Annotated in this window: 16 protein-coding genes; 7 read left to right on the top strand and 9 right to left on the bottom strand. The window is 38.3% G+C overall.

Annotation, left to right across the window (positions count from 1 at the left end; translation table 11 throughout):
- Positions 1 to 80: 80 nt before the first annotated feature.
- The 3 genes from deoC to mtaB form a co-directional block, all read right to left on the bottom strand.
- Complete coding sequence (gene deoC / locus B5473_RS12370) at positions 81 to 749, bottom strand: deoxyribose-phosphate aldolase (protein ID WP_079525588.1); 669 nt, start codon at positions 747 to 749, stop codon at positions 81 to 83.
- Positions 750 to 840: 91 nt separating this feature from the next.
- Entirely contained in the window at positions 841 to 1,380 is a 540-nt protein-coding gene (locus B5473_RS12365) for an adenylate cyclase (protein ID WP_079525586.1), read from the bottom strand.
- Between the two features lie 489 nt (positions 1,381 to 1,869).
- Positions 1,870 to 3,219 carry a tRNA (N(6)-L-threonylcarbamoyladenosine(37)-C(2))-methylthiotransferase MtaB gene (mtaB, locus tag B5473_RS12360; RefSeq protein ID WP_079525584.1) on the bottom strand — a complete coding sequence of 450 codons (1,350 nt, stop codon included), beginning with the start codon at positions 3,217 to 3,219 and terminating at the stop codon, positions 1,870 to 1,872.
- Between the two features lie 534 nt (positions 3,220 to 3,753).
- Between mtaB and B5473_RS12355 the strand changes: the two genes are divergently transcribed.
- From B5473_RS12355 to B5473_RS12325, 7 genes are read left to right on the top strand one after another with little or no spacing between them, the layout of a single operon-like run.
- Positions 3,754 to 5,934, top strand: a complete 2,181-nt coding sequence (locus B5473_RS12355) for an NAD-dependent epimerase/dehydratase family protein (RefSeq protein WP_079525582.1) — start codon at positions 3,754 to 3,756, stop codon at positions 5,932 to 5,934.
- A 2-nt stretch (positions 5,935 to 5,936) separates the two neighbouring features.
- Positions 5,937 to 6,827: a hypothetical protein gene (locus tag B5473_RS12350; RefSeq protein WP_079525580.1), complete on the top strand. Its 891-nt coding sequence runs from the start codon at positions 5,937 to 5,939 to the stop codon at positions 6,825 to 6,827.
- A complete protein-coding gene (locus B5473_RS12345) occupies positions 6,828 to 8,639 on the top strand; it encodes a DUF2194 domain-containing protein (RefSeq protein ID WP_079525578.1) in 1,812 nt (603 codons plus the stop codon).
- The gene (pelF, locus tag B5473_RS12340) at positions 8,602 to 10,092 is read left to right on the top strand and encodes a GT4 family glycosyltransferase PelF (protein ID WP_368483387.1); all 1,491 of its coding nucleotides are present in this window, start codon (positions 8,602 to 8,604) and stop codon (positions 10,090 to 10,092) included. The genes B5473_RS12345 and pelF overlap by 38 nt, the downstream gene beginning before the upstream one ends.
- The gene (pelG, locus tag B5473_RS12335) at positions 10,064 to 13,168 is read left to right on the top strand and encodes an exopolysaccharide Pel transporter PelG (protein ID WP_176142074.1); all 3,105 of its coding nucleotides are present in this window, start codon (positions 10,064 to 10,066) and stop codon (positions 13,166 to 13,168) included. The genes pelF and pelG overlap by 29 nt, the downstream gene beginning before the upstream one ends.
- Positions 13,165 to 13,872: a polyphosphate polymerase domain-containing protein gene (locus tag B5473_RS12330; protein ID WP_079525572.1), complete on the top strand. Its 708-nt coding sequence runs from the start codon at positions 13,165 to 13,167 to the stop codon at positions 13,870 to 13,872. The genes pelG and B5473_RS12330 overlap by 4 nt, the downstream gene beginning before the upstream one ends.
- Positions 13,873 to 13,884: 12 nt before the next feature.
- Entirely contained in the window at positions 13,885 to 14,565 is a 681-nt protein-coding gene (locus tag B5473_RS12325) for a DUF4956 domain-containing protein (protein ID WP_368483378.1), read from the top strand.
- A gap of 135 nt (positions 14,566 to 14,700) precedes the next feature.
- Here B5473_RS12325 and B5473_RS12320 read toward each other — a convergent pair whose 3' ends face one another.
- The 6 genes from B5473_RS12320 to dnaJ form a co-directional block, all read right to left on the bottom strand.
- Positions 14,701 to 15,447 (bottom strand): HEAT repeat domain-containing protein, encoded by a 747-nt coding sequence (locus tag B5473_RS12320; protein ID WP_254865305.1) that lies wholly within the window; start codon positions 15,445 to 15,447, stop codon positions 14,701 to 14,703.
- Positions 15,448 to 15,930: 483 nt separating this feature from the next.
- Positions 15,931 to 16,545, bottom strand: coding sequence for a PH domain-containing protein (locus B5473_RS12315; RefSeq protein ID WP_079525568.1), 615 nt, complete (start codon positions 16,543 to 16,545; stop codon positions 15,931 to 15,933).
- Positions 16,546 to 16,620: 75 nt separating this feature from the next.
- Positions 16,621 to 18,195 carry a phytoene desaturase family protein gene (locus tag B5473_RS12310; RefSeq protein ID WP_079525566.1) on the bottom strand — a complete coding sequence of 525 codons (1,575 nt, stop codon included), beginning with the start codon at positions 18,193 to 18,195 and terminating at the stop codon, positions 16,621 to 16,623.
- Positions 18,196 to 18,518: 323 nt separating this feature from the next.
- Positions 18,519 to 19,262: a 16S rRNA (uracil(1498)-N(3))-methyltransferase gene (locus tag B5473_RS12305; protein ID WP_079525564.1), complete on the bottom strand. Its 744-nt coding sequence runs from the start codon at positions 19,260 to 19,262 to the stop codon at positions 18,519 to 18,521.
- Positions 19,263 to 19,344: 82 nt separating this feature from the next.
- On the bottom strand, positions 19,345 to 20,283 hold the full coding sequence (gene prmA, locus B5473_RS12300) for a 50S ribosomal protein L11 methyltransferase (RefSeq protein ID WP_079525562.1): 939 nt from the start codon (positions 20,281 to 20,283) through the stop codon (positions 19,345 to 19,347).
- A gap of 14 nt (positions 20,284 to 20,297) precedes the next feature.
- Positions 20,298 to 21,419: a molecular chaperone DnaJ gene (gene dnaJ, locus B5473_RS12295; protein ID WP_079525560.1), complete on the bottom strand. Its 1,122-nt coding sequence runs from the start codon at positions 21,417 to 21,419 to the stop codon at positions 20,298 to 20,300.
- Between the last annotated feature and the right edge of the window lie 622 nt (positions 21,420 to 22,041).

Genomic DNA, 22,041 nt, shown 5'->3' with positions numbered 1-22,041 from the left:
ATACATGCATTAACTGTTAGTTAATGTGTACTAAAGTAGTATAGCGTATCATTAAAAAAGAGTCAACAAAAACTATCGAATTAGTAATTAGAATCTGATTTTAGACCATTCATGATAGCAACACCTGAAGAAGCACCAATTCGAGTAGCGCCATTTTCGATCATACGTTGCATATCTTCTAAGCTACGAACACCGCCAGAAGCTTTTACGCCAAGATCAGGACCGACTGTTTTACGCATTAATGCGATATCTTCCGCTGTCGCTCCGCCTGTCGAAAATCCAGTAGAAGTTTTAACGAAATCTGCACCTGCTTCAACAGAAAGTTCACAAGCTTTTACTTTTTCTTCATCCGTTAACAGGCAAGTTTCAATAATTACTTTAACTAATGTACCATTTGCAGCATCTACTACTGCCTTGATGTCATCACGAACTAAATCGTAATTACCGTCTTTTAGAGCACCAATATTAATCACCATATCAATTTCGCCGGCACCGTTTGCAATCGCGTCTTTTGTTTCGAATGCTTTTACGGCAGATGTTGTAGCACCTAACGGGAAGCCGATTACTGTACATACTTTTACGTCTGTACCAGCCAATTGCTCTGCACTGAACTTCACCCATGTAGGGTTTACACATACTGAAGCAAATCCGTATTGCTTCGCTTCTGCACAAATTTTTTCTACTTGATCTTTTGTAGATTCAGCTTTTAATAAAGTATGATCAATCATTACTGCATAATTTTGAGTCATTTCTCATTACTCCTTTTACTAAACATTAGTTGTCCGTACATCTATAGTTTAGCATGTATTTTCATTGTCGCAAATTATCAGACAACTTAAATTATTCGTCTGAATAGGCGAATTTTGTACGAATAATTTTTCTGTCCAAAGGTTCACCGGCATCTGTGACATACTGAATATTTAACTCAGGGTCATGACGATGGACTAACTGGTACGTTAAAATATTTTTAATTAAATGCTCCTGTGCCAAATCAAACGCTTCTTGTCCTAAAAGAGAATCGTCCGATAACACAATTTTCCAATTCGAATAGTTTTCATTTGCATCGATATGCGTAATTCCATCTTCTGTACTTTTCTCACTCGTTACTTTGTACTGCTCCAGGAATTGTTCTGTTTGTTGCGCAATTTCAGTTAGCTGTTGCTTGTTCATTTCCAAAGAAACGACACCATTTGGCTGAATTGTTTTATATACATCCGATGCTTTGTACTCGATATTAAGCGAGCCGTAATGTCTAGCTACTTCTGTAGGGATATTGACTTCCACCATTGCCGATTCACTTTCTACTGTTGGTTCTTCTTTTTTCTCCGTGCAACCATATAAAATAAATAGAATTGCAGCAAACATCCATATTTTCTTCATATAAATTGCTCACCTTCTTTGCTTGTAATCGGGTTAAACACAATGTTTCCGAATAATAGTGTTGGCTTGTCTTCCTCATAATATACTTAAACTTCCATTAGTTTACGACTAACTTTTTGTAAATTAATATGCTGCATAAAAGTACATGATGTTTAGCCCGATTATTAAAACTTGCGCACACTATTTTCTCTACCCCATTTTATTGGAAGTAAAAAAGAGCCGGCTAATTTAGTGCCCGCTTCTTAGCCGTTGTTCTTCGTTACGGCGGACGCTTTCCTGGGGCACGAGGCTAACACGAAGTTGGTCACAAAAGCGTTGCCACAGGTCGTGGCGTTCTTAGCATTTGTTCCTTTTCTCAGGCGTCGTGCTTATCCCCAAGGAGTTGCCTTCATTCCGAACAACTAGTTAACCTTTTATATCAAGTAAATTCGTCTAAAAAAAAAGAAGGATTGCAAAGTGCAATCCCTCTTTTTTTTGTAAAACATACTATTAAATTGCCTGACCTTCCAATACGCGAACGAATTGTCCTTCGTTGTAAGGATAACCTGCTTTCGTAATTTTAACTTTTACAAGTTGGCCGACCATTTCTTCTGTACCTTCAAAAATTACTTTCAAGTAGTTCGTAGTATAGCCGACATATAGGTTTTCATTGTCGCCATCCTTAAAGCGTTCTTCTGGAATAACTTCCAGTACTTCTCCTTCAAAACGGGAAGCATATTCTTTTGCAAGCTGATCATTCAGTGCAATTAGACGGTGAACGCGTTCATTTTTAATTTCTTCATCAATTTGATCTTCCATTCTCGCTGCAGGTGTACCTGTACGTTGAGAGTACGGGAATACATGAAGCTCAGAGAATTTGTGGTCGCGGATAAAGTTGTATGTTTCCATAAACTCTTCTTCCGTTTCACCCGGGAAACCTACAATTACGTCAGAAGTTACCGCCAAGTCAGGTAAAGCGATTTTCAGCTTTTCCAGACGCTCTGCGAAAAACTCCATCGTATATTTACGACGCATACGTTTTAAAACCGTATCTGAACCCGATTGAATCGGAATGTGTAAGTGGTTTACTACAATTTCAGAGTTTTGCAGTACTTCAATCACTTCATCTGTTAATTGAGATGCTTCGATTGAAGAAATACGTAAACGTTTCAAGCCTTTAACCTGCGCTTCCAAGTCACGTAACAGCTGCGCTAAGTTATAGTCTTTGAAGTCTTGTCCGTATCCGCCTGTGTGAATACCTGTTAGGACGATTTCCAAATAACCCGCATCAACAAGTTGCTGAGCCTGACGAATAACTTCTTCCGGATCACGTGAACGCATTAAGCCGCGCGCCCAAGGAATGATACAGAACGTACAGAAGTTATTACAGCCTTCCTGAATTTTCAATGAGGCACGAGTACGGTCTGTAAATGCCGGTACATCCAATTCTTCATAAACACGGTTTTTCATAATGTTACGTACCGCATTGATCGGCTGGCGCTCATTGCGGTATTGATCGATATATCCAAGCATTTTCTCGCGGTCCTGAGTACCAACAACGATATCTACACCTGGAATTGCCATAATTTCAGCCGGTGATGTTTGTGCATAACAGCCCGTTACACAAATAACCGCATCCGGATTTTGACGGATAGCACGGCGAATCACTTGGCGTGATTTTTTATCACCTGTGTTCGTTACTGTACAAGTATTAATAACATAAACATCCGCTTGATGATCGAACTCAGTACGCTCGTATCCTTGCTCTTTAAATAGCTGCCAAATTGCTTCTGTTTCATAGTGGTTTACTTTACACCCTAATGTATGTAGAGATACGGTTTTCGTACGTTCGTAGCTCATAATTTATATCATCCTTTCAAGGTTAGCACTTATCTACTTCGCTCCGGTGAAATTGCCTCTTTTAAATCGGCCGGTAGCATGCTCTTCATTCACATAATGAAGAAAAATATCAACGTGTTTTATAATAGCATAAATCGCTATACAAAGCCTATACTTTTGATTTTCTAAATATTCCACGTATTGTTTAATATGTTTTCTCGTCCATTACACCTATTCATGAAAATAATCCCCTGTAAATAAATTTACAAGTGCACGTTTTTTAATTCCATCAGTATAATAGTTGTATAGATAACTGGAAACGGAAATCCATCAACTCATTATAGGTATAATGATTCATATTTTTTCTGAACGAGGAATGAATAGGAAATTAAAATCATTTATTTTACTATGTACTTCTATTTTCGCTTTATCAATTTCCCAAAATTTACCTAAATATCTCCCTATTAATTGGAGACACCATTTTTGTTTATGAAGGAACTTCGTCATCAACTGCTGCAACCGCATTAAGCCTCCAAGGAGAGGAGTTTCTATAATATGATGGTTCTTATTACTGGCGGGTATGGTTTTATCGGTTCTCATGTAGCGGAACAGTTCTATAAAGAAGGCTATGAGGTATACATTTTAGATGATTTGTCGACAGGTAAAGTCGGCAATATTTCTTTTAAGCATAAATCCGCAATTTTATCGATCGACGATGTGAAATGCAAAGAAATATTTAAATCCTACAATTTTGATATTGTCGTTCATCTCGCTGCTCAAGTAAACGTTACAAAATCTATCATAAATCCAGTACAGGATGCGCAATCCAATATTGTCGGTCTATTAAACATCCTACAATTATCGATCGAAAATAAGGTGAAAAAATTTATCTTTGCTTCTTCAGCTGCTGTATATGGCGACAATCCGAATATACCTCTTTCTGAAAATGAACTGCCGGACCCGATTTCGCCATACGGTATGAGCAAATGGATGGGTGAACAATATTGCACTGCATGGGGAAAACAACACGATATAGAGATCATCTGTTTTCGCTTTTCCAACGTGTATGGTCCTAGGCAAACAAATGAAGGCGAAGGTGGCGTCGTGTCAATCTTCACTTCGAACATCTTAAACAATATACCGTTGGAAATACATGGTGACGGCAACCAAACAAGAGATTTTATCTACGTAAAGGACGTCGCATTTGCTATTTACAGAGCCTCCCAGTCATTCATATCAGGGATCTATAACCTATCTACGAACAGCAAAACGAGCATTAATCAGCTGATCGGCATATTAAAGGATATCAACCCGCATGTTGAAGTGACCAAAACCGCACCAAGAGATGGCGATATTTACCACTCTTCACTAAACAATGCAAAAGTAACCGAAATGCTTGACTGGACACCATTCTATTCAATCGAGGACGGATTAAGAAAAACGTATGAATGGGCAACCAATGCGTTTCATCAACAAATCGAACACCAGATAAAAGAAAAAAGAAAGAACGTATTTAAATTTCCCGAACACCTTAATGTGATCAGGCCCTATACCGAAAATATTATCCTCTTCACCATTTTAAGCATGATATTATTACAATTTAATCTATCTATTATCCCCGTATTTTTCTTTGGTGTATTTTATATCATGACGATTGGCGCAATCTATGGCAATACGCAGGCTTTCACAGGAGTCGTTCTCACATTCCTCCTGCTAGTATACACTTATTCCTCGCTCGGCCGTGATTTAGTATCGCTATTATATGACACTACATTTTTATTTCAAATTGTAACTATTTTATTCATTGGTCTTGTAATCGGATACTCTACACAACGCAAAAACATCAAAATTCAGGAACAAAAAGAGCAGCTGGAAGACTTAGAAAAACGGTATCATTACTTACAGGAAATCTATACAGAAGTTCGAAATGTAAAAAACGAGCTACAGTTCCGGGTAAAAAATAACGAACACAGCTTCGGTAAAATTTATTCAATTATTAAAGAGTTAGATTATTTAGAGCCTGAAAAAATTTTTACAAACAGTGTAAAAGTGACCGAAAAGATTATGCATTGTAATGGAGTAGCCGTTTATCAATTGAATACATCTCAAACATTTTTACGCCTTGTTGCACATTCGGACTTTACGAACAATAATACTGTTCCTGCTTCATTAAAAGTTGAGGATACAGCGTATATTCAACAAATGATGAATACAGGCAAGCCATTTATTAACCGGTCCTTGTCGCTGAATACTCCGCTCATGGCGGCTCCGATCTATTATAACGGACAGATGTGTGCCGTCATTGCGATCAATAACCTGCCGTTTGAAAGTTTCTCACGCTATCATGAGAACCTGTTTACAATAGTGAAAGAGCTCATCCAAAGATCTTTGTCCCGTGCTTATGATTTCATCGAGCTTTCCGAAGACCAGCGTTATATAAAAAATACAACCGTATTATATATGGAGAAATTTAAAGAAATTGTGCAGGCAAAAGAAGATGCCAGAACGAAATACAACATCCCCTACAAAGTATTAACACTCACTGTACCACTTGAACAACTAATAGAAACTTCAACTAACTTCCGAAAAATTTTAAGAGAAACAGATTATCTCGGCTATGAAAATAATCTGCTTTATATTTTGCTTCCCTATACTCAAAACCGTGATTTACCGATGATCTTAAAACGATTTGAAACTGCCGGCTATGCCAACGATTTCGATGAAAAGGTGTTTTAATGATGAGTTATTATTTTGTTTACGTTGTTTTTTCAGGGGTTTTGCTTCTTATCATTACGAAAGGAAATTGGAGTGAATGGCGCTTTAAAATGTGCGTTGTTACATTCATTCCAGTAATCGGCTGGCTCACCCCTTCCATCTGGCCAAAAAAATGGATAAAAAAAGACGAACTTTTTTTATCTACCTATTTAGCTGATCAATCCAGTGATATTCGAATTGAACTGCTGGCATCGCAAAGTAAAGTATTACGCGATCAGGAACTGAATATTATTTCGATTGAAGAAGCCTTAATAGTGAATGACTATTCGACAAGAAGAAAAATTCTGATTGACATGCTAAAGGAAGATGATCCGCAGTTTATTGATGTTTTAAAAATAGCTGTCCTAAATGAAGATTCTGAAACATCACATTATGCAGTTACCGCTGTTATCGAGATGAAGCGTAAACTTACGAATTTAATGCAGAAATTTGCAGCGGAGTACAGTAAACATCCGCAAAATATAGAAGTAGCAAAAGCTTACAAGGCGGTTATTAAAGAATATTTGCGAAGCGGCTTTTTAGACTATCAATCGACGAAAAAATACCAGTTCATGTATATAGAACTATTGCAGCGATTGATAGAAAGTAAACAAGCATCAGAAGAAAACTATATAGAAAAAATTCATCTGGAACTCGCTATTAAAGATACCGTTGCAGCAGAGAAAACAGTCATTTTATACAAGGAACGCTTTCCCCTCAGTGAACAGGCTTATATTTGCGCAATGAAAATTTATTTTGAGGAATATGCAATCAATAAATTAAAGCAGGAATTACTATTATTAAAATCGGCTCCTATTACACTGTCAAAAGAAGCATTGAATTACGTACGTTACTGGTCTGGAGAGATAACTTAAATGAAGGAGATTTTTCAAAACCGGAAAACACTTTCCATCATGGCCCTTATTTTCATAAGCGGCGTCCTGTTACATTTCTCACGTTCCGAGACCGTTTTAAATACAGTTACAAATGAAGTAGAGTTAACTGTCAAACAGCAATCGATTCAGCCAACCCCTAAAAAAACGCCCACAATTCACAATCCTGACTATTGTATTGTTTATACTGAAGAAACCGTTAAGCTAAAGGAAAATATCGAAATGACCTTGCATTATTTACAAAAAACTTATAAAAGTTTTGATGCCGATTTAGGCAAAGTCGATTTATACAATTGCCCAAATCTATTATTGGCTTCACCGTATTTGAATCATATCGGGACCGTAGAGGAAATTGAACTGTTTGTTGCTGACGGGGGCAATTTATTTTTAATGCAAACGCTAGAACCGAACAGTCATTTCAACTCCCTGTATCGGCACTTCGGGATTATCGAATACTACGACTTCACAAATACAAGCAAAATAGTAATGATGTCAAACGTATTAATCGGTGCTAAGCAGCAAACCTTCTGGGAATCGGATCTCTTAGACAGCAGTTTGAATATTACGATCGAAAAATCAATCCAACCCGACATCGTCAATCAAAACAACATCCCTTTACTTTGGAAAAGCGATTACGGGGAAGGTTCATTTATTATACTGAATTGCAATATGGCTACAGAAAAATATTCTCGCGGACTGATTGCCGGAATGTTGAGTCTGCAAGACGAACCTTTCATCTACCCGATTTTCAATGCTAAAACATTTTTTATCGATGATTTTCCTGCACCGATCGCCAAAGAAAGAAATGACATTATTTATAAGGAGTTTAAACAAGATTTACCATCCTTTTATCGAAATATTTGGTGGCCAAATATGATTCGAGCGGCTAATAAGTACAACATTGTTTACACAGGCGCTCTCATTGAATCGTATGAAAATAATGTTACCCCGCCATTCGATAACTCGTCAGATATCGAATTAACCTTTCTGATCGGGTTTGGACGCGAGTTAATTAACGGTGGCGGTGAACTTGGCTACCATGGCTATAATCATCAATCCTTAACAATGGATGAAAGCATCTCAAACTTTTTCGGTTATCATTCATGGAAATCGATTGAACATATGAAAAAATCTTTATTGGAGCTAAAAAGCTATACAAGTAAAGCATTCCCGAAATATACCGTGACAACTTATGTACCTCCATCCAATGTTCTGTCCCAGGATGGGCGTTCCGTTTTAAAAGATACACTTCCAGAACTACTGACAATTAGTTCCCTTTATTCAGAAGACTTGACACAGCATGCGTACGTTCAAGAATTTGAAGTGGCACAAGATTCAATCGTCGAAATGCCGCGAATTTCTTCAGGTTACTTCCCTTCTGTTTCAAGTAAATGGGAAATTGCCAATGCGATTACAAGTCACGGTTATTTCTCACATTTTATCCATCCGGATGATGTCATTAGTGAAGATCGCAGTAAAGGTGGCTGGACAAATATGTATGAAGAGTTCCAGCAGTTTATAGGGGATGTGCATACACGCTACCCTTGGCTTGAGGCGTTAACCGCTACCGATTCAGCACTTAAAGTAGCCAATACACTGAACTCAGCGACTCAATTCGAACAAACAGATCAAAAAATAACAGGCACAATAGAACACTTCAACAAGAAACTTGAGTTTTTCTTGCGCACCGAAAAAAAAGTGAAACAAGTAAAAAATTGTTCCTATGAAGAAATCGATGAAAATACGTATATCATTTATGCACATCAGGCTAATTTTGAAATTTTGTTTAAATGAGGGAATCGAAATGAGAGTTTGTTTAATAGCAGAAGGCGCGTACCCTTATGTTACAGGAGGTGTATCCAGTTGGATTCATTCTTTGATCACCTCTATGCCTGAGACCGAATTTATAATTTTCGCAATCGCTGCCGAGCGGAAACAGCAAGGAAAATTTAATTATAAGCTGCCTTCGAATTTACTTGCTGTACACGAAGTTTTTTTGGATACACATTTGGAAAAGCAGGCAAAATGGGGGAAACGTTTTCATCTTACCCCATCTCAAAAACAGGATTTATTTGCTTTAGTCAGCGATGATGAACCCGTCAATTGGGAAAGCTTATTCAATTTAATCCGCAGTAAACAGTTTCAAAATGTGGACGAATTTTTATCCAGTAAGGATTATTACGATATCGTGCAGCACTTGGCTATAACGAAGTATCGAAATGTGCCGTATACGGAGCTTTTTTGGACAGTGAACTCGATGATTTTACCATTGTTCACGATTATTCGAGAAGATATTCCTAAAGCCGATGTCTATCACGCCGTTTCCACCGGGTATGCCGGGATCGTCGGGACTCTCGCTAAAATCATCCATCAAAAACCACTCTTATTGACCGAACACGGCATCTATTCTCGTGAACGTGAAGAAGAAATCATTAAAGCTAACTGGGTAAAAGGCTGTTTTAAAGATTTGTGGATCAATTACTTCTATACTTTATCCAGCTCCATTTACAGCTTAGCGGATGAAGTGATTACATTATTCAGGAAAAACAAAGAAATTCAAATAGAACTTGGCTGCCGTGAAGAAAAAATCCGCATCATCCCAAATGGCATTGAGGTCAGCGATTATCAGAATGTAATACGCACATTACCGGAGGACCGGATACGTATCGGTGCTATTGTCCGGGTTGTACCGATCAAAGATATAAAGATGATGATACAAATGTTCGCTTTAGTTGAGCAAAAGCTCCCTACCGCCGAACTATTTATCATGGGACCGGCAGAAGAAGACTCCGATTACTATGATGAATGCATTCAACTTGTAGAGGTATTAGGTATTCAGAACATTCACTTTACCGGTATGGTCCAAATTAAAGACTATATCGGGAATCTCGATTTTTTAATATTGACCAGCATTAGCGAAGGTCAGCCTTTAGCCATATTAGAGGGATTTGCCTGCTCCAAACCTTACGTATGTACCAATGTCGGTGGATGCCAAGAGCTGATTGCGGGTAACGAAGATCCATACGGCCCGGCTGGATATATCGTTCCCGTCCTGGATTATGAAGAAATGGCGAGTTATGTGCTAAAACTATGTGAAAATGAACAATTGCGAAAACAGCTGGGACAAAACGGTTTTAACCGTGTTAACGAACTATACAAACGTTCTGCATTCATAAAAAGCTATAAACAGATTTATGCGAGATTGGGAGGTGAGACAATTGGCAGGAATCGGATTCGAACTACGTAAACTGTACCGTAAAGAAGGATTAGCAAATAATATTCAAGCTTATGCTTATTCCACCATGACGACGATTGGTCCGGTCATTTTATGTTTAGTACTCCTTTTCACCCAACAATATTTAATGGCACAAAATAATATTTCCTATTTGCAAAAAGAGCTGTTTATCGCCACTCTTGCCTATTGTTTTGTTTTCTCGATCATTCTGACTTCCGGTTTGTCGATTGTTGTGACCCGATATATTGCCGACCGGATTTATGAAAAGCAGTACAGTGAAGTCATCAGTGCCTATTATGGAAGTTTAATCGTAGTCCTTCCTATTGGAGCAATTATTGCATTTAGTTTCTTATATTTTGTAGAAGCAAGTTTCCTCTATAAAGCTCTAGCCTACTTTTACTTTATTGAGCTGACTGTTATTTGGCTGCAAAATGTGTTTATGTCTGCGTTAAAAGATTACAAACGTATTTTCCGCAGCTTTGTCATGGCTGTTTTTATATCTATAATCGCCAGCTTTTTATTATTTCAATACACGCTACTTGAACCTGTCATTATAGCGTTGCTCGGAATGACGATCGGTTTTGCCAGTATTTTAATCTCATCATCCTATCATTTCGAAAAAGTTTTTCCCTATAACTCGAAAAAGAATCATTATGCATTTATTACCATCGTAAAACAATTTCCAGCAATTCTTTTTAACGGGGTTTTTGTCTATTCAGGTGTCTATATTCATAATCTAGTCTATTGGTTCTTTTCAAATGAAAATATAGAGATTTCCGGCTACTATTTGTTAGCTTCATTTTATGATGTCCCTGTATTTTTTGCCTATCTGTCCGTAATGCCTTCATTAATCTTTTTTGTAGTCATTATTGAAACCGATTTTTATGAACGTTATTTAAACTACTACAGAAATGTTACGGAAGGCGGTACATACGAAAGCCTTCAGTTCGCAAAAAAGAAAATGCAGAATACACTCATTTATCGCATCGGATTTTTAGCAGAAATTCAACTTCTATTTTCCACATTAGCCATCGCGCTGGGTATATTACTCTTACCGAAAATCGGCTTCACAATGGATCAGATTGACCTTTTTATCACATTATGCCTCGCTTACTTTTTCTTTATATTAATGTTTGTCCTACTTCATATACTAATGTACTTTGATGACCGAAAGGGGATTTTACTTTTGTCGGGGGCTTTCACGGTGCTGAGCATTATTTTAACTTTCGTCACAATGAAGCTGAATTTACACGGAATGGGTATGTTTATCGCTTCATTTACCGGTTTAGTTTGCGTGTTTATGCGCTTATTGTATATTTTAAAAAATATCGATTACTATACGTATTGCCCTCAAGTTCTCGTTACAATTAAAGCGATCAGGAAGAAGAAAAAGAAACCGTTAAAGAGATCCGGTATTTTTACAATATTATTATTATCGATCTTTCTAGTCGGCTGTACAGATTCCTCCAACTTAACTGATGATATTATCGAACCCGGTCCGCAGCCTGCTACGGGAATTGCCACTTTGATGACGATTGATGATAAACGAATTTACGAACGCGATGAAGACGGTTCCATTACAACGTTTTACGTAACGATTTTACCGGATGCAAATAAACCTGAACTCGACTGGTATGGCCTTAACCGCATTGTTGAACGGTACAGTGAGGAAAATTTATCAGTTATTTTAGCTGAAGGTTCGGATGATGGTACAGGACCTAAAAAAGGAATGTTTGGTTCAGATACAACCATCGCAAATGCAAAAATAAGTTTACGCGGAAACTCATCACGAAACCAAGCGCAGAAATCATATAAAATTAATCTTCTTGAAAGTGCCGGGACATGGAATGAGCAAACAACCATCAATTTAAATAAACATACAGCTGATGGCATTCGACTACGGAATAAACTAAGCTTCGATTTAATGGAGCAAATCCCGAATATATCGAGCTTAAGAACACAATTTGTACACCTTTATGTCAAAGACTTAACGAGCGGCTCGACCACCTATGAAGATTACGGTTTTTATACACATGTCGAGCAACCGAACAAAAAGTTCCTCCGCAATCATTTATTCGACCCGAACGGCTATTTGTATAAAGTAACGTTTTTCGAATTTTTCCGTTACCCGGAACAAATTAAATCCCATACAGACCCGACTTATGATAAAAAGACGTTCGAAACAATATTGGAAATAAAAGGACGTGAAGAACATGATAAACTCATCCAAATGCTGAATGATATTAATACAAACGAGATTCCCATTAACGATATAGTTGATCATTATTTTGTTGAAGACAACTTGCTTACATGGGTAGCTGTCAATATTTTAATGGATAATATGGATACCGATGCAAATAACTTTTTCATCTATTCCCCACTCAATATCGATAAATGGCTCATCCTCCCGTGGGACTATGATGATGGTTGGAACGTCGGTCGCAAATCGGTCAATTTCCATCCATATCGTTCAGGCATCAGTAACTTCTGGGGCAATAAATTATTAAATCGATATTTTAAATACCAGGAAAATGTAGATAAACTGACTGCGAAAATAGAAGAGTTATATGAAAACTATATCAATGAGCAAAAGGTAGCGGCACAAATCGAAAAATATAATGAATTACCGAAACAATTTATCACACGCTTCCCCGATATTCAGTATTTGCCTTCCCATTATTCAGGGTTTGATCAAGAAATACAGGAAATTATCGATACCCCGCGACTAGCATTGGAACGATATTATGCAGATTTAGAAAAACCAAAGCCATTTTATCAATCCGATATTGCACTATTCGATAATGGGGAGCACGTCTTTTCATGGAATCCATCATTCGATTTACAAGGAGACAACATTTACTATACAGCGGTCGTTGCAAAAGATCCGGATATGAAACAAGTGATTAAAAAAGCCGAAAAAATCCGCGAAACAGAAATACGTACCGAAAAATTACCGGCAGGAACTTATTATTTTAAAGTGACTGTGGAAGATGAACACGGGCATACAAATGGCTCGTTTGATTTATATCAGGATGATGAAAAGGATATCAATTATTTTGGCGTAATCGAAGTTGAGGTGACAGAATGAATTTTTCGAATAAAGTATTCCGGCATGAACTAAAATATTATATTAACTATTTAGAAATGCCCCCTCTTCTTTCCCGCATTTCGACCATTATGGAATTGGATAAGAACTCTTTAGACAATGCAGGCTATAATATTCGAAGTCTTTATTTTGACGGAGTACATGATCATGCTATTCATGATAAAAACGATGGAATTTTCGGACGGGAAAAATACAGAATCCGCATCTATAATAGATCGGATAATATCATGAACTTGGAAAGAAAAAGTAAATACGGCGATTTTATCTCTAAAGAGTCGGCCCGTATTTCGAGGAATGAATATGAAGCGATTCTTCTGGGACAGTACACCTGTCTGCTCCACCGCCATGAGCCATTAATACGGGATTTTTACAGGGCGCTGCAATACCGGCTTTTCAAACCGCGTGTAATCGTGGATTATATCCGCGCCGCCTATACGTACAAATCAGGGAATGTGCGTGTGACATTTGATAAAGAGTTAAAAGCAGGCATTAACGGAATCGATTTATTTGATAACCGTAATATTTATGAAAATATCCTATACCCGGAACAACTGATACTTGAAGTTAAATTCGATAAGTTCCTGCCAGATCCTATACGTCAGCTCGTTCAACCTGAAAGACTGGTTCGCTCAACGATTTCAAAATATGTTTTATGCAGGGAACGGACAATCAAATATTTTAAGTAAGGGGAAATGAATATGGACGGGTCGTTAGGTTTTCAGGATATTATTAAAAAAAGCGCACTCTCTTTAGAATCTTTTACTACCGTATCCTATTTTGAAATATTATTAGGATTGTTCTGTTCCTTTGCTGTTGGCATGTTCATTTATACGGTTTACAGAACGTGTTTTCGCGGTGTTGTTTACAGCTATAACTACAACGTTTCTTTTGTTTTGATGACGATGATCACGACCGTCATCATTATGACAATCAGTACAAATATCGTCCTGTCACTGGGGATGGTAGGAGCACTCAGTATTGTCCGTTTTCGTACGGCTGTTAAAGACCCGCTTGATATTGTCTATATGTTCTGGGCAATTTCTGCGGGGATAGCGATTGGAGCGGGTATGTATCCACTCGCTCTAATCGGGTCTGCTGCTTTCGGAGCAACGTTGGCCTGGCTATCGAAAAAGAAAATTCGGGGAGAAACCTATTTGCTTGTCGTACATTATCAGCATGAGGCACACGAGCAAGTGAAAAAAGTGCTGAATAAAAAAAACTCGAAATTAAAATCGAAATCTGTACGTAATGGACTCATCGAAATGACCGTAGAAATACGTTTAGTTGATGACAATACATATTTCGTTAATTTAATCGAAAGTATTGAGGGTGTCCATGCTTGTTCACTCGTGAATTATACAGGAGATTATGCTCAGTAGAATGTTAATAGCCGGTATGAGTTCAGTTTTTTACCAAGCTCATACCGGCTAAATTTTTATACTGGATTAGTTAACTTTTACATTTCTGATTTCCTCAGCTCACCTTACTTTTTCATTCTAGCCGGAAAATTACCATTAAAGGACGGAACCAGAATCTATTATTCCTTGTAAAATTGCTTTTCCATTTGGTACATCCATCAGTGATAATGCCGCCTGCTTCCGGACATTGCTGTTTGAATCTTGCAATAACTTTTCAAGATACAGATAAGATTCCTCTTCTGTAACGAACCTCAATATTTCCGCTACTAAAAGACGTTCCTCCCAATGCGAGGAATGAACAAAGTTTTCATAATGCTTTAGATGTGATATTTCCCCAAACGAAGAAACAGCTCTTAATGCCCGGAGACGAATTTCATTACACTCGGATACCAATAAACCTTCAAAGAAAGTAAGGTAGGTAGCATGTAAGTTTTCCTTTAGACATAACGTTTCCAAAAACGCTAATTTCAGCTGAATCGGCAACTCTTCAAAATGATCTTTAAAGTAGTCACAATAACTGTCCTCAATATTCGACAGCAACAAATGGTACTCATTATCATAAAAAGTCAATCTAGGCTTATACATATGCGCCAAGAATAAATTTCTATTATATTTCGCTGCAACCTTTAACATTAACAAATATTCTTCCATTGACCCGGTACGATTCTCTTTTAGCCGGCGTTCGATTAACGGCACTAAAAATTCCAAATCCAAAATCAATGTGCGCTGCAAAGCATGAAGACGGACAGCTTCATCACGACTTGTCAATTGCTTTACATAATAGTTTTTCATATTTAACGCAGCATATGTTGAAGCTCTCTCCAGGATCTCCTCTTTATTCATCGTTGTTACATATGAAACAAAAATAGTATCAATTGCCTCCAGCTCATCCTTTGTAGTTGAATGATTCCGAAGTGGCTTGTTTAAAACTAAATAGTTATACCAATCCCGATCATTTTGCTGGATATAGTGATTTATTTTATTGAAAGAACGAGTCTTCCTGTGCTTTCGATAAATTGCAAAAAAATAAATACACAATAGAATAAATAGCATTACACTACAGATAATTAAGATCCCTGTTAAAATTTCTTCAATTTTCATTATTATCGCGACCCTTTCAATCTGTTTTCCATGTTAGTAACTAATATATCACCTTTTTCCTTTCGGTTTACACACCCAATTTATTATCATGTCACCATAATGTCCCAGTTTCATCTTTCACAGAAAATAAACAGACAAGTATGGTCTCCATATAAATAAAAATATTGTCTCTCTCTTATTATGTACAAAAATAAAGCATACGACAAATATCGCATGCTTCATCTATTAATTATTAATATATTTCTCAAACACATCGCCGAAATCTTTTTTCACAAACGCTTTCTTCTGCTCGAGCAGCCAGCTATGTGAAAATGCTGTGATTTCCTTAAATGCATCAGCTGGTGATACCCCTTCATTGCCGGCACGGCCGATTGCAGATGCAGCCAAATTCAGACTTTGTTTTGCAGCATCCATGCTGAATGTATTGGCTTTTTGTTCAAGTGAAATCGCATGAAGTGCTTTGTATAAATCTTTAATTTCCGTTAAGTGTTTTTTATGAATATCAATACTTAACGGCACATTTCCGATCACAAATTTGATCTCTACATCCAGATCGATTGTTCCGGCAGTTTCCAGCAGTACTTCTTCAATCGCAAAATGTTCGTAGTCATAGCGGCGCAGCATACGTTTTTTACTGATGGCATTTGCGCCATCTACATGGATTAATGCGTAGTTTGTGAAGCAATACTCATCCGCTTTTGTTTTGATCAGGAAATAAATTTTTTCATCCACTTCATTAAAAATAAAATCATCGGAATCTGTTTTGTCAAAGTCCTGTCTTGAAATCACTACCCCAATATCTGATAGACCTAATGCATCTGATGCTAGTTTTTTGAACATTGTATTGCCTCCTTTAATTGAATAGTTATTATACGTTTCCATTCAGATAAAAGTTTCATACAATGAAACCACTCTTTAAGCATTTGTTTGAATGGCTGCAGGCTGATGCTGTAATTGTCGTTGTTTCTTTTTATACAGTTCCACTTTCGGCAATGGTTGAACAGGAAGCAATGTCTGTTTATCCTGCTGTAAGATGCCGTTTGCTGTAATTCGGGCGGATTCCAGAATAATCGGCAAGCCACTGCCCGGGTGTGTACCACCACCGACCAGCCAGCAATGATCGAGCTCTTCAAATTTGTTGCGCGGACGGAATACAAGCATTTGCGATAATTGGTGACCTAAGTTGAACGTCGCACCCTTATATACATGAATATCGCGCTCCCAGTCAGCAGGTGTAATCATTCGCTCTTCTTCGATATATTCCCAAATGTCCTTAACACCAAGTTTATCCGCTACCATATTTAAAACCATATCCCGGAAAGGTCCTGCCTTTTCCGACCAGTCAATTCCGCTCATATTATTCGGTACCGGTACTAAAATGTATAAGGTCGATTTTCCTTTCGGTGCAACCGTTTCATCCGTTACGACGGCATTTTGAATGTAAATCGATGGATCTTCGGACATCAGTTTTGTCTTTGTGATTTCCTCTACATTTTTCCGGTAATCTTTCGCAAACCAGATCGTATGGTGCGGTAAATCAAATCGTTTATTGACACCTAAATACAGCATGAACGTTGAACATGAGTACTGCTTTTTCTCGAGTTTTTCCGGTGTATATTTTTTTAATAGTACCGGCTCAACAAGATTTGTCATCGCATGTGCAAAATCTCCGTTAATGATTACTTCATCCGCTTCGATTTCCTGACCATCTTCCAGCAGTAGACCCATCACTTTTCTGCCGTTCGTTTTCAATTTTTTTACGCCGTTATTAAGAAGGATTTTCCCGCCCGATTCCAGCACAACTCTGCCCATTGCTTCCGTCAGCTTATTGATACCGCCTTTAATGTGATAGACACCGTACGCATGTTCAATATACGAAAGAATCGAAAACGCGCCAGGACTTTCCCATGGAGACATCCCTAAATATTTTGCCTGGAATGTGAAAGCGAGCTGTAATTCCTCTTCGTTATAAAACTTCGACAGTGTGTCAATAAGTGAATTTCCTACTTCCAGTTCTTTAAACGCTTTCATTACTTTCGGGTTGAATAAATCTGTCAGCTTATTCATCGGAGCCTGCAGCACCGGAGCAAGCACTTCAAGTTTCTTTTGCGTCTGCTCCATATAACGCTCATAGCTTCCCTCATTCCCAGGGAAAAGCTCATTGATTTGACGGATCATCTCATCTGCATCACGTGTCATATTCATCTTTTTATTATGATAGATTAATTGATACATCGGATTTAAATCGATCAGATCCACATAATCGTGAATATCGCGACCTGTTAATTCAAAAATTTCTTCTGCAATGTACAACATATTAAAAAAAGTCGGACCCATATCAAATTTATAGTCACCAAGCTTAATTTCGCTTGTTCGCCCGCCAACATAAGCCTGCTTTTCATAAATCGTTACTTCATAACCTTTATGCGCCAATAACATGGCGACTGCTAATCCGCCAGGTCCTGCCCCTACCACTGCAATTTTTTTCATGTATTGTTCCTCCCTGTTTCGATTGGATATTGTACAATGTTTCACTTGTAAAGTTTAATTTGTATAATGTTTAGAGGTTTTCTTTATTCTTTTCACCGTTAATATTAATAAAACTTCATAATATAGCTGTTTTCAATAATAATTTGTTCTGAGACACTGTCATATGTTATACAAACATTATACTTATGTATTTTTCATTATACAAGGAGGAAATACATTAAATAATTTGAGATTTTTTTAAAAACAAAAAGCCTTAATTTCTCACATGAAGAGAAATTAAGGCTTTCTGCTTTTTATAGGTCTGTTAATTCAAACGCATTTAATTATTCGAATTCATAAGAAATCGCAGCCAGCGCATACAATGGTGCTGTCTCTGCTCGTAAAATACGCGGCCCAAGTGACATTGTCTGTGCACCGGCTTCAAGCAAGACGGCTGATTCATTGCGGGAAATTCCGCCTTCAGGACCGAAAATGCATAAGATGCGCGGCGTTTTATCAGCATTTAACGATTGCAGCTTTTGTTTAAATGTCGTACGTGTCGCCAACTTCGCATCTTCTTCATCCGCAATATAGACCGCATCATAGTTAGAGAATGTTTGTACAAGCTGTTTGAAACTGATTGGTTGTACAACATTCGGCACATATGTACGATGCGATTGCTCAGCTGCTTCCTGAGCGATTTTCTGCAGGCGTTCCTGGTTTTTCTTCGCCTTTTTATCATCCCATTTTACAATCGAACGTTCTGCAGCAAACGGGATTAATGCGTGCATACCGAGCTCTGTCGCTTTTTGTGCAATCAGTTCCAGTTTATCGCCTTTTGGCAGGCCACATGCAATATCTACTTTAACCGGCATTTCCGGCGAAGGGATTGTCGTACCAGTTTTCTTCGCATGTACATCCTGGTCCAGCTCGGTAATTTCACAAACATATGCTACATTGTCATGTACAACAATGATTTCTTCCCCAACCGTCATACGCATTACTTTTGAAATATGGCGCGCGTTTTCTCCGGCAATAATAAAGAGATCCAAATCATTTTCCACTGTATCTACAAAATATCTCTGCATTGTCTTCACTCCTTGTTGATAACGTAAAAATCGAACATTTTGCACAATAGCAAAATGTTCGATTTTCGATTAAACGATTTAATTAAGGACGACGTGAAATAATCGCTACCCAGTCTTCCATCATCAATACTTCTTCAATAACAAATCCGGCTGTTTCCAGCGCTGCTTTTACATCATCTTTCTTCGCTCCGATTATGCCCGATGTAACATACATACCGCCTGGTTTTACAATTGAAAATGCATCATCCGTAAATGACATAATGATTTCCGCTAAAATATTCGCTACGACAATATCAGCCGGTTCTTTTACTGTGTCCAATAAATTGCCGTGGAATACTTCAACAATATCATTCATTTTATTCAATTCAACATTTTCACGCGCTGCATTTACTGCCACTTCATCCAGGTCCAGTGCATGAACGCTTTTCGCGCCAAGCATGGCAGCACCAATTGACAGTACGCCAGATCCTGTACCAACATCAACTACTGTGTGGTCATGTTGTACAACTTTTTCAAGTGCCTGTAAACACATAACTGTTGTAGGGTGTGTCCCTGTTCCGAACGCCATTCCCGGATCCAACTCAATGATCAGCTCATCCGTTGATACTGGTTTGTAGTCTTCCCAAGTCGGTACAATTGTGAAGCGTTCCGAAATTTTTACCGGATGGTAGTACTGCTTCCACGCCGTTGACCAATCTTCTTCATCAACTTCACAAAGTGTTAATACATTTTCGCCAATATTAATATCAAAGTTTACAAGGTTTGCGATTGCAAGCTTAATTTCTTCGATTGTTTCCGCTAAAAAACTTGAAGCCGATAAATATGCTTTTACAATGACACCTGTTTTCGGAAAATCTTCAGGATTCAGTGCGTAAATTTCACCAAATTTATCGATTCTCTCTTTGTCTAATTCCTTTGAATCTTCAATTACTACACCGCTTGCCCCAGCTTCGTGTAAAATGTTCGTCACTGCATCAACAGCTTCATGCGTTGTTAAAATCGAAAGTTCTGTCCATTTCACTTGCAATACACTCCTTAGTCGCCTTTAATTTTTTTCTTAATTTTGTCGAACAGGGAGCTTCCGTGTTCTTCCGGAATGTCTCCGCTAATTTCTGCAAATTCACGTAACAATTGCTTTTGCTTTTCTGTTAATTTCGTCGGTGTTACGACGTTTACGATGACATACTGGTTCCCCATGCCATAACCGTGTACATTTTTTACGCCTTTATCTTTCAGGCGGAATTGTGCACCGGATTGTGTGCCTGCAGGAATTTTCAGCTTCACTTTCCCGTGAATTGTCGGTACTTCGATTTCATCACCTAACGCCGCTTGCGGGAATGTTAGTTTTAATTCATATAAAATATCGTCGCCGTCACGTTCGAAATACTCGTGCTTGCGAACATTGAAGATAATGTATAGATCGCCTGCCGGACCATTGTTGAATCCTGCTTCACCTTGACCAGCTACGCGTAGTTGTTGACCATCATCCACACCTGCTGGGATTGTGATCTTGATTTTTTTCTTTTTCGTAATCGTACCAGTACCGCGACATGGTGTACATTTTTCCACAATGATTTTACCTTGACCACGACATGATGGACAAGAACGTTTGTTTACCATACGGCCAAACGGTGTGTCGACTGCCTGGTTAATTTGGCCCGCGCCATTACATTGTGAACATGTTTGTGGGTGCGTACCTGGTTTTGCGCCAGAGCCGTGACATGTATCACATGTTTCTTCTTTTGGAATTTCGATTTCTGTTTCTTTCCCGAATACTGCTTCTTCAAAAGAAATGTTCATACGGAACTGAAGATCGTCGCCTTTACGTGGGGCGTTTGGATCTTGGCGTCGGCCGCCACCGAAGAACGAACTGAAGATGTCCTCGAAACCGCCGAAGCCAGCGCCGCCTCCGAAGCCGCCGCCACCAAAGCCGGCATTTGGATCTTCATGGCCGAACTGGTCATAGCGTGCACGTTTTTGGTCGTCTGACAGCACTTCATAGGCTTCTGCGACTTCTTTGAACTTTTCGTCCGCGCCCTCTTCTTTGTTTAAATCCGGGTGATACTGTTTTGATAATTTACGATACGCTTTTTTTATTTCGTCTTTGCTTGCACCTTTGCTCAGGCCAAGTATTTCATAGTAATCGCGCTTACTCATTGTTCACTCTCCGCTCTTTTTACATAACGTCTATTTTAACATGTTGAAAAATTGATGTATAGCTTTTGCTTTGGTACTTTTTTATAGGAATATAAAGTGGGGGCCATCTAATATAGTCCCGTTCTTTTTATTACGTGAAAGTTATAAGATGCCTTTTCCTTCATAAGCCCGTTGTGCTGCATTACGGGGCACGCTTTCCTGGGGGCGTGGCTCCAACTAACTTGATGTATGCCTCTACGGCGGCATACATCAAGTGGATTTTCCGCGCACGCTTAATCCCCAAGGAGTCGGCCCCTTCACTCCGCACAACTAAGGTTTTGATATGGGTTTTGGACTACTTATTTAATTTAAGTCAAGGTTCGCTGTATTTTATTATCCGTTTTTTCATTAAGTACTTCCTTATGGGCGAGACTTCAACTTTTCTATGAATAGCTTCCACATTAGCCCCTGAACTTTCTACTTTCACTTCCAAAAGTTCTGCTTTCTCAAGCGAATCTTCTAATAAAATTCGAAGTTCTACTTTCAAGGTGAAATGTTCTACTTTTAATCGAAAACTTCCACTTTAGTCGCTGAACTTTCTACTTTCGCTTCCGTAAGTTCTACTTTTCCAGCTAAATCTTCT

The organism is Solibacillus isronensis (assembly GCF_900168685.1).
Taxonomy (GTDB): Bacteria; Bacillota; Bacilli; order Bacillales_A; family Planococcaceae; genus Solibacillus; species Solibacillus isronensis_A.
The sequence above is the reverse complement of the archived record's forward strand: the minus strand, read 5'-3'. Positions and strand labels throughout refer to the sequence as shown.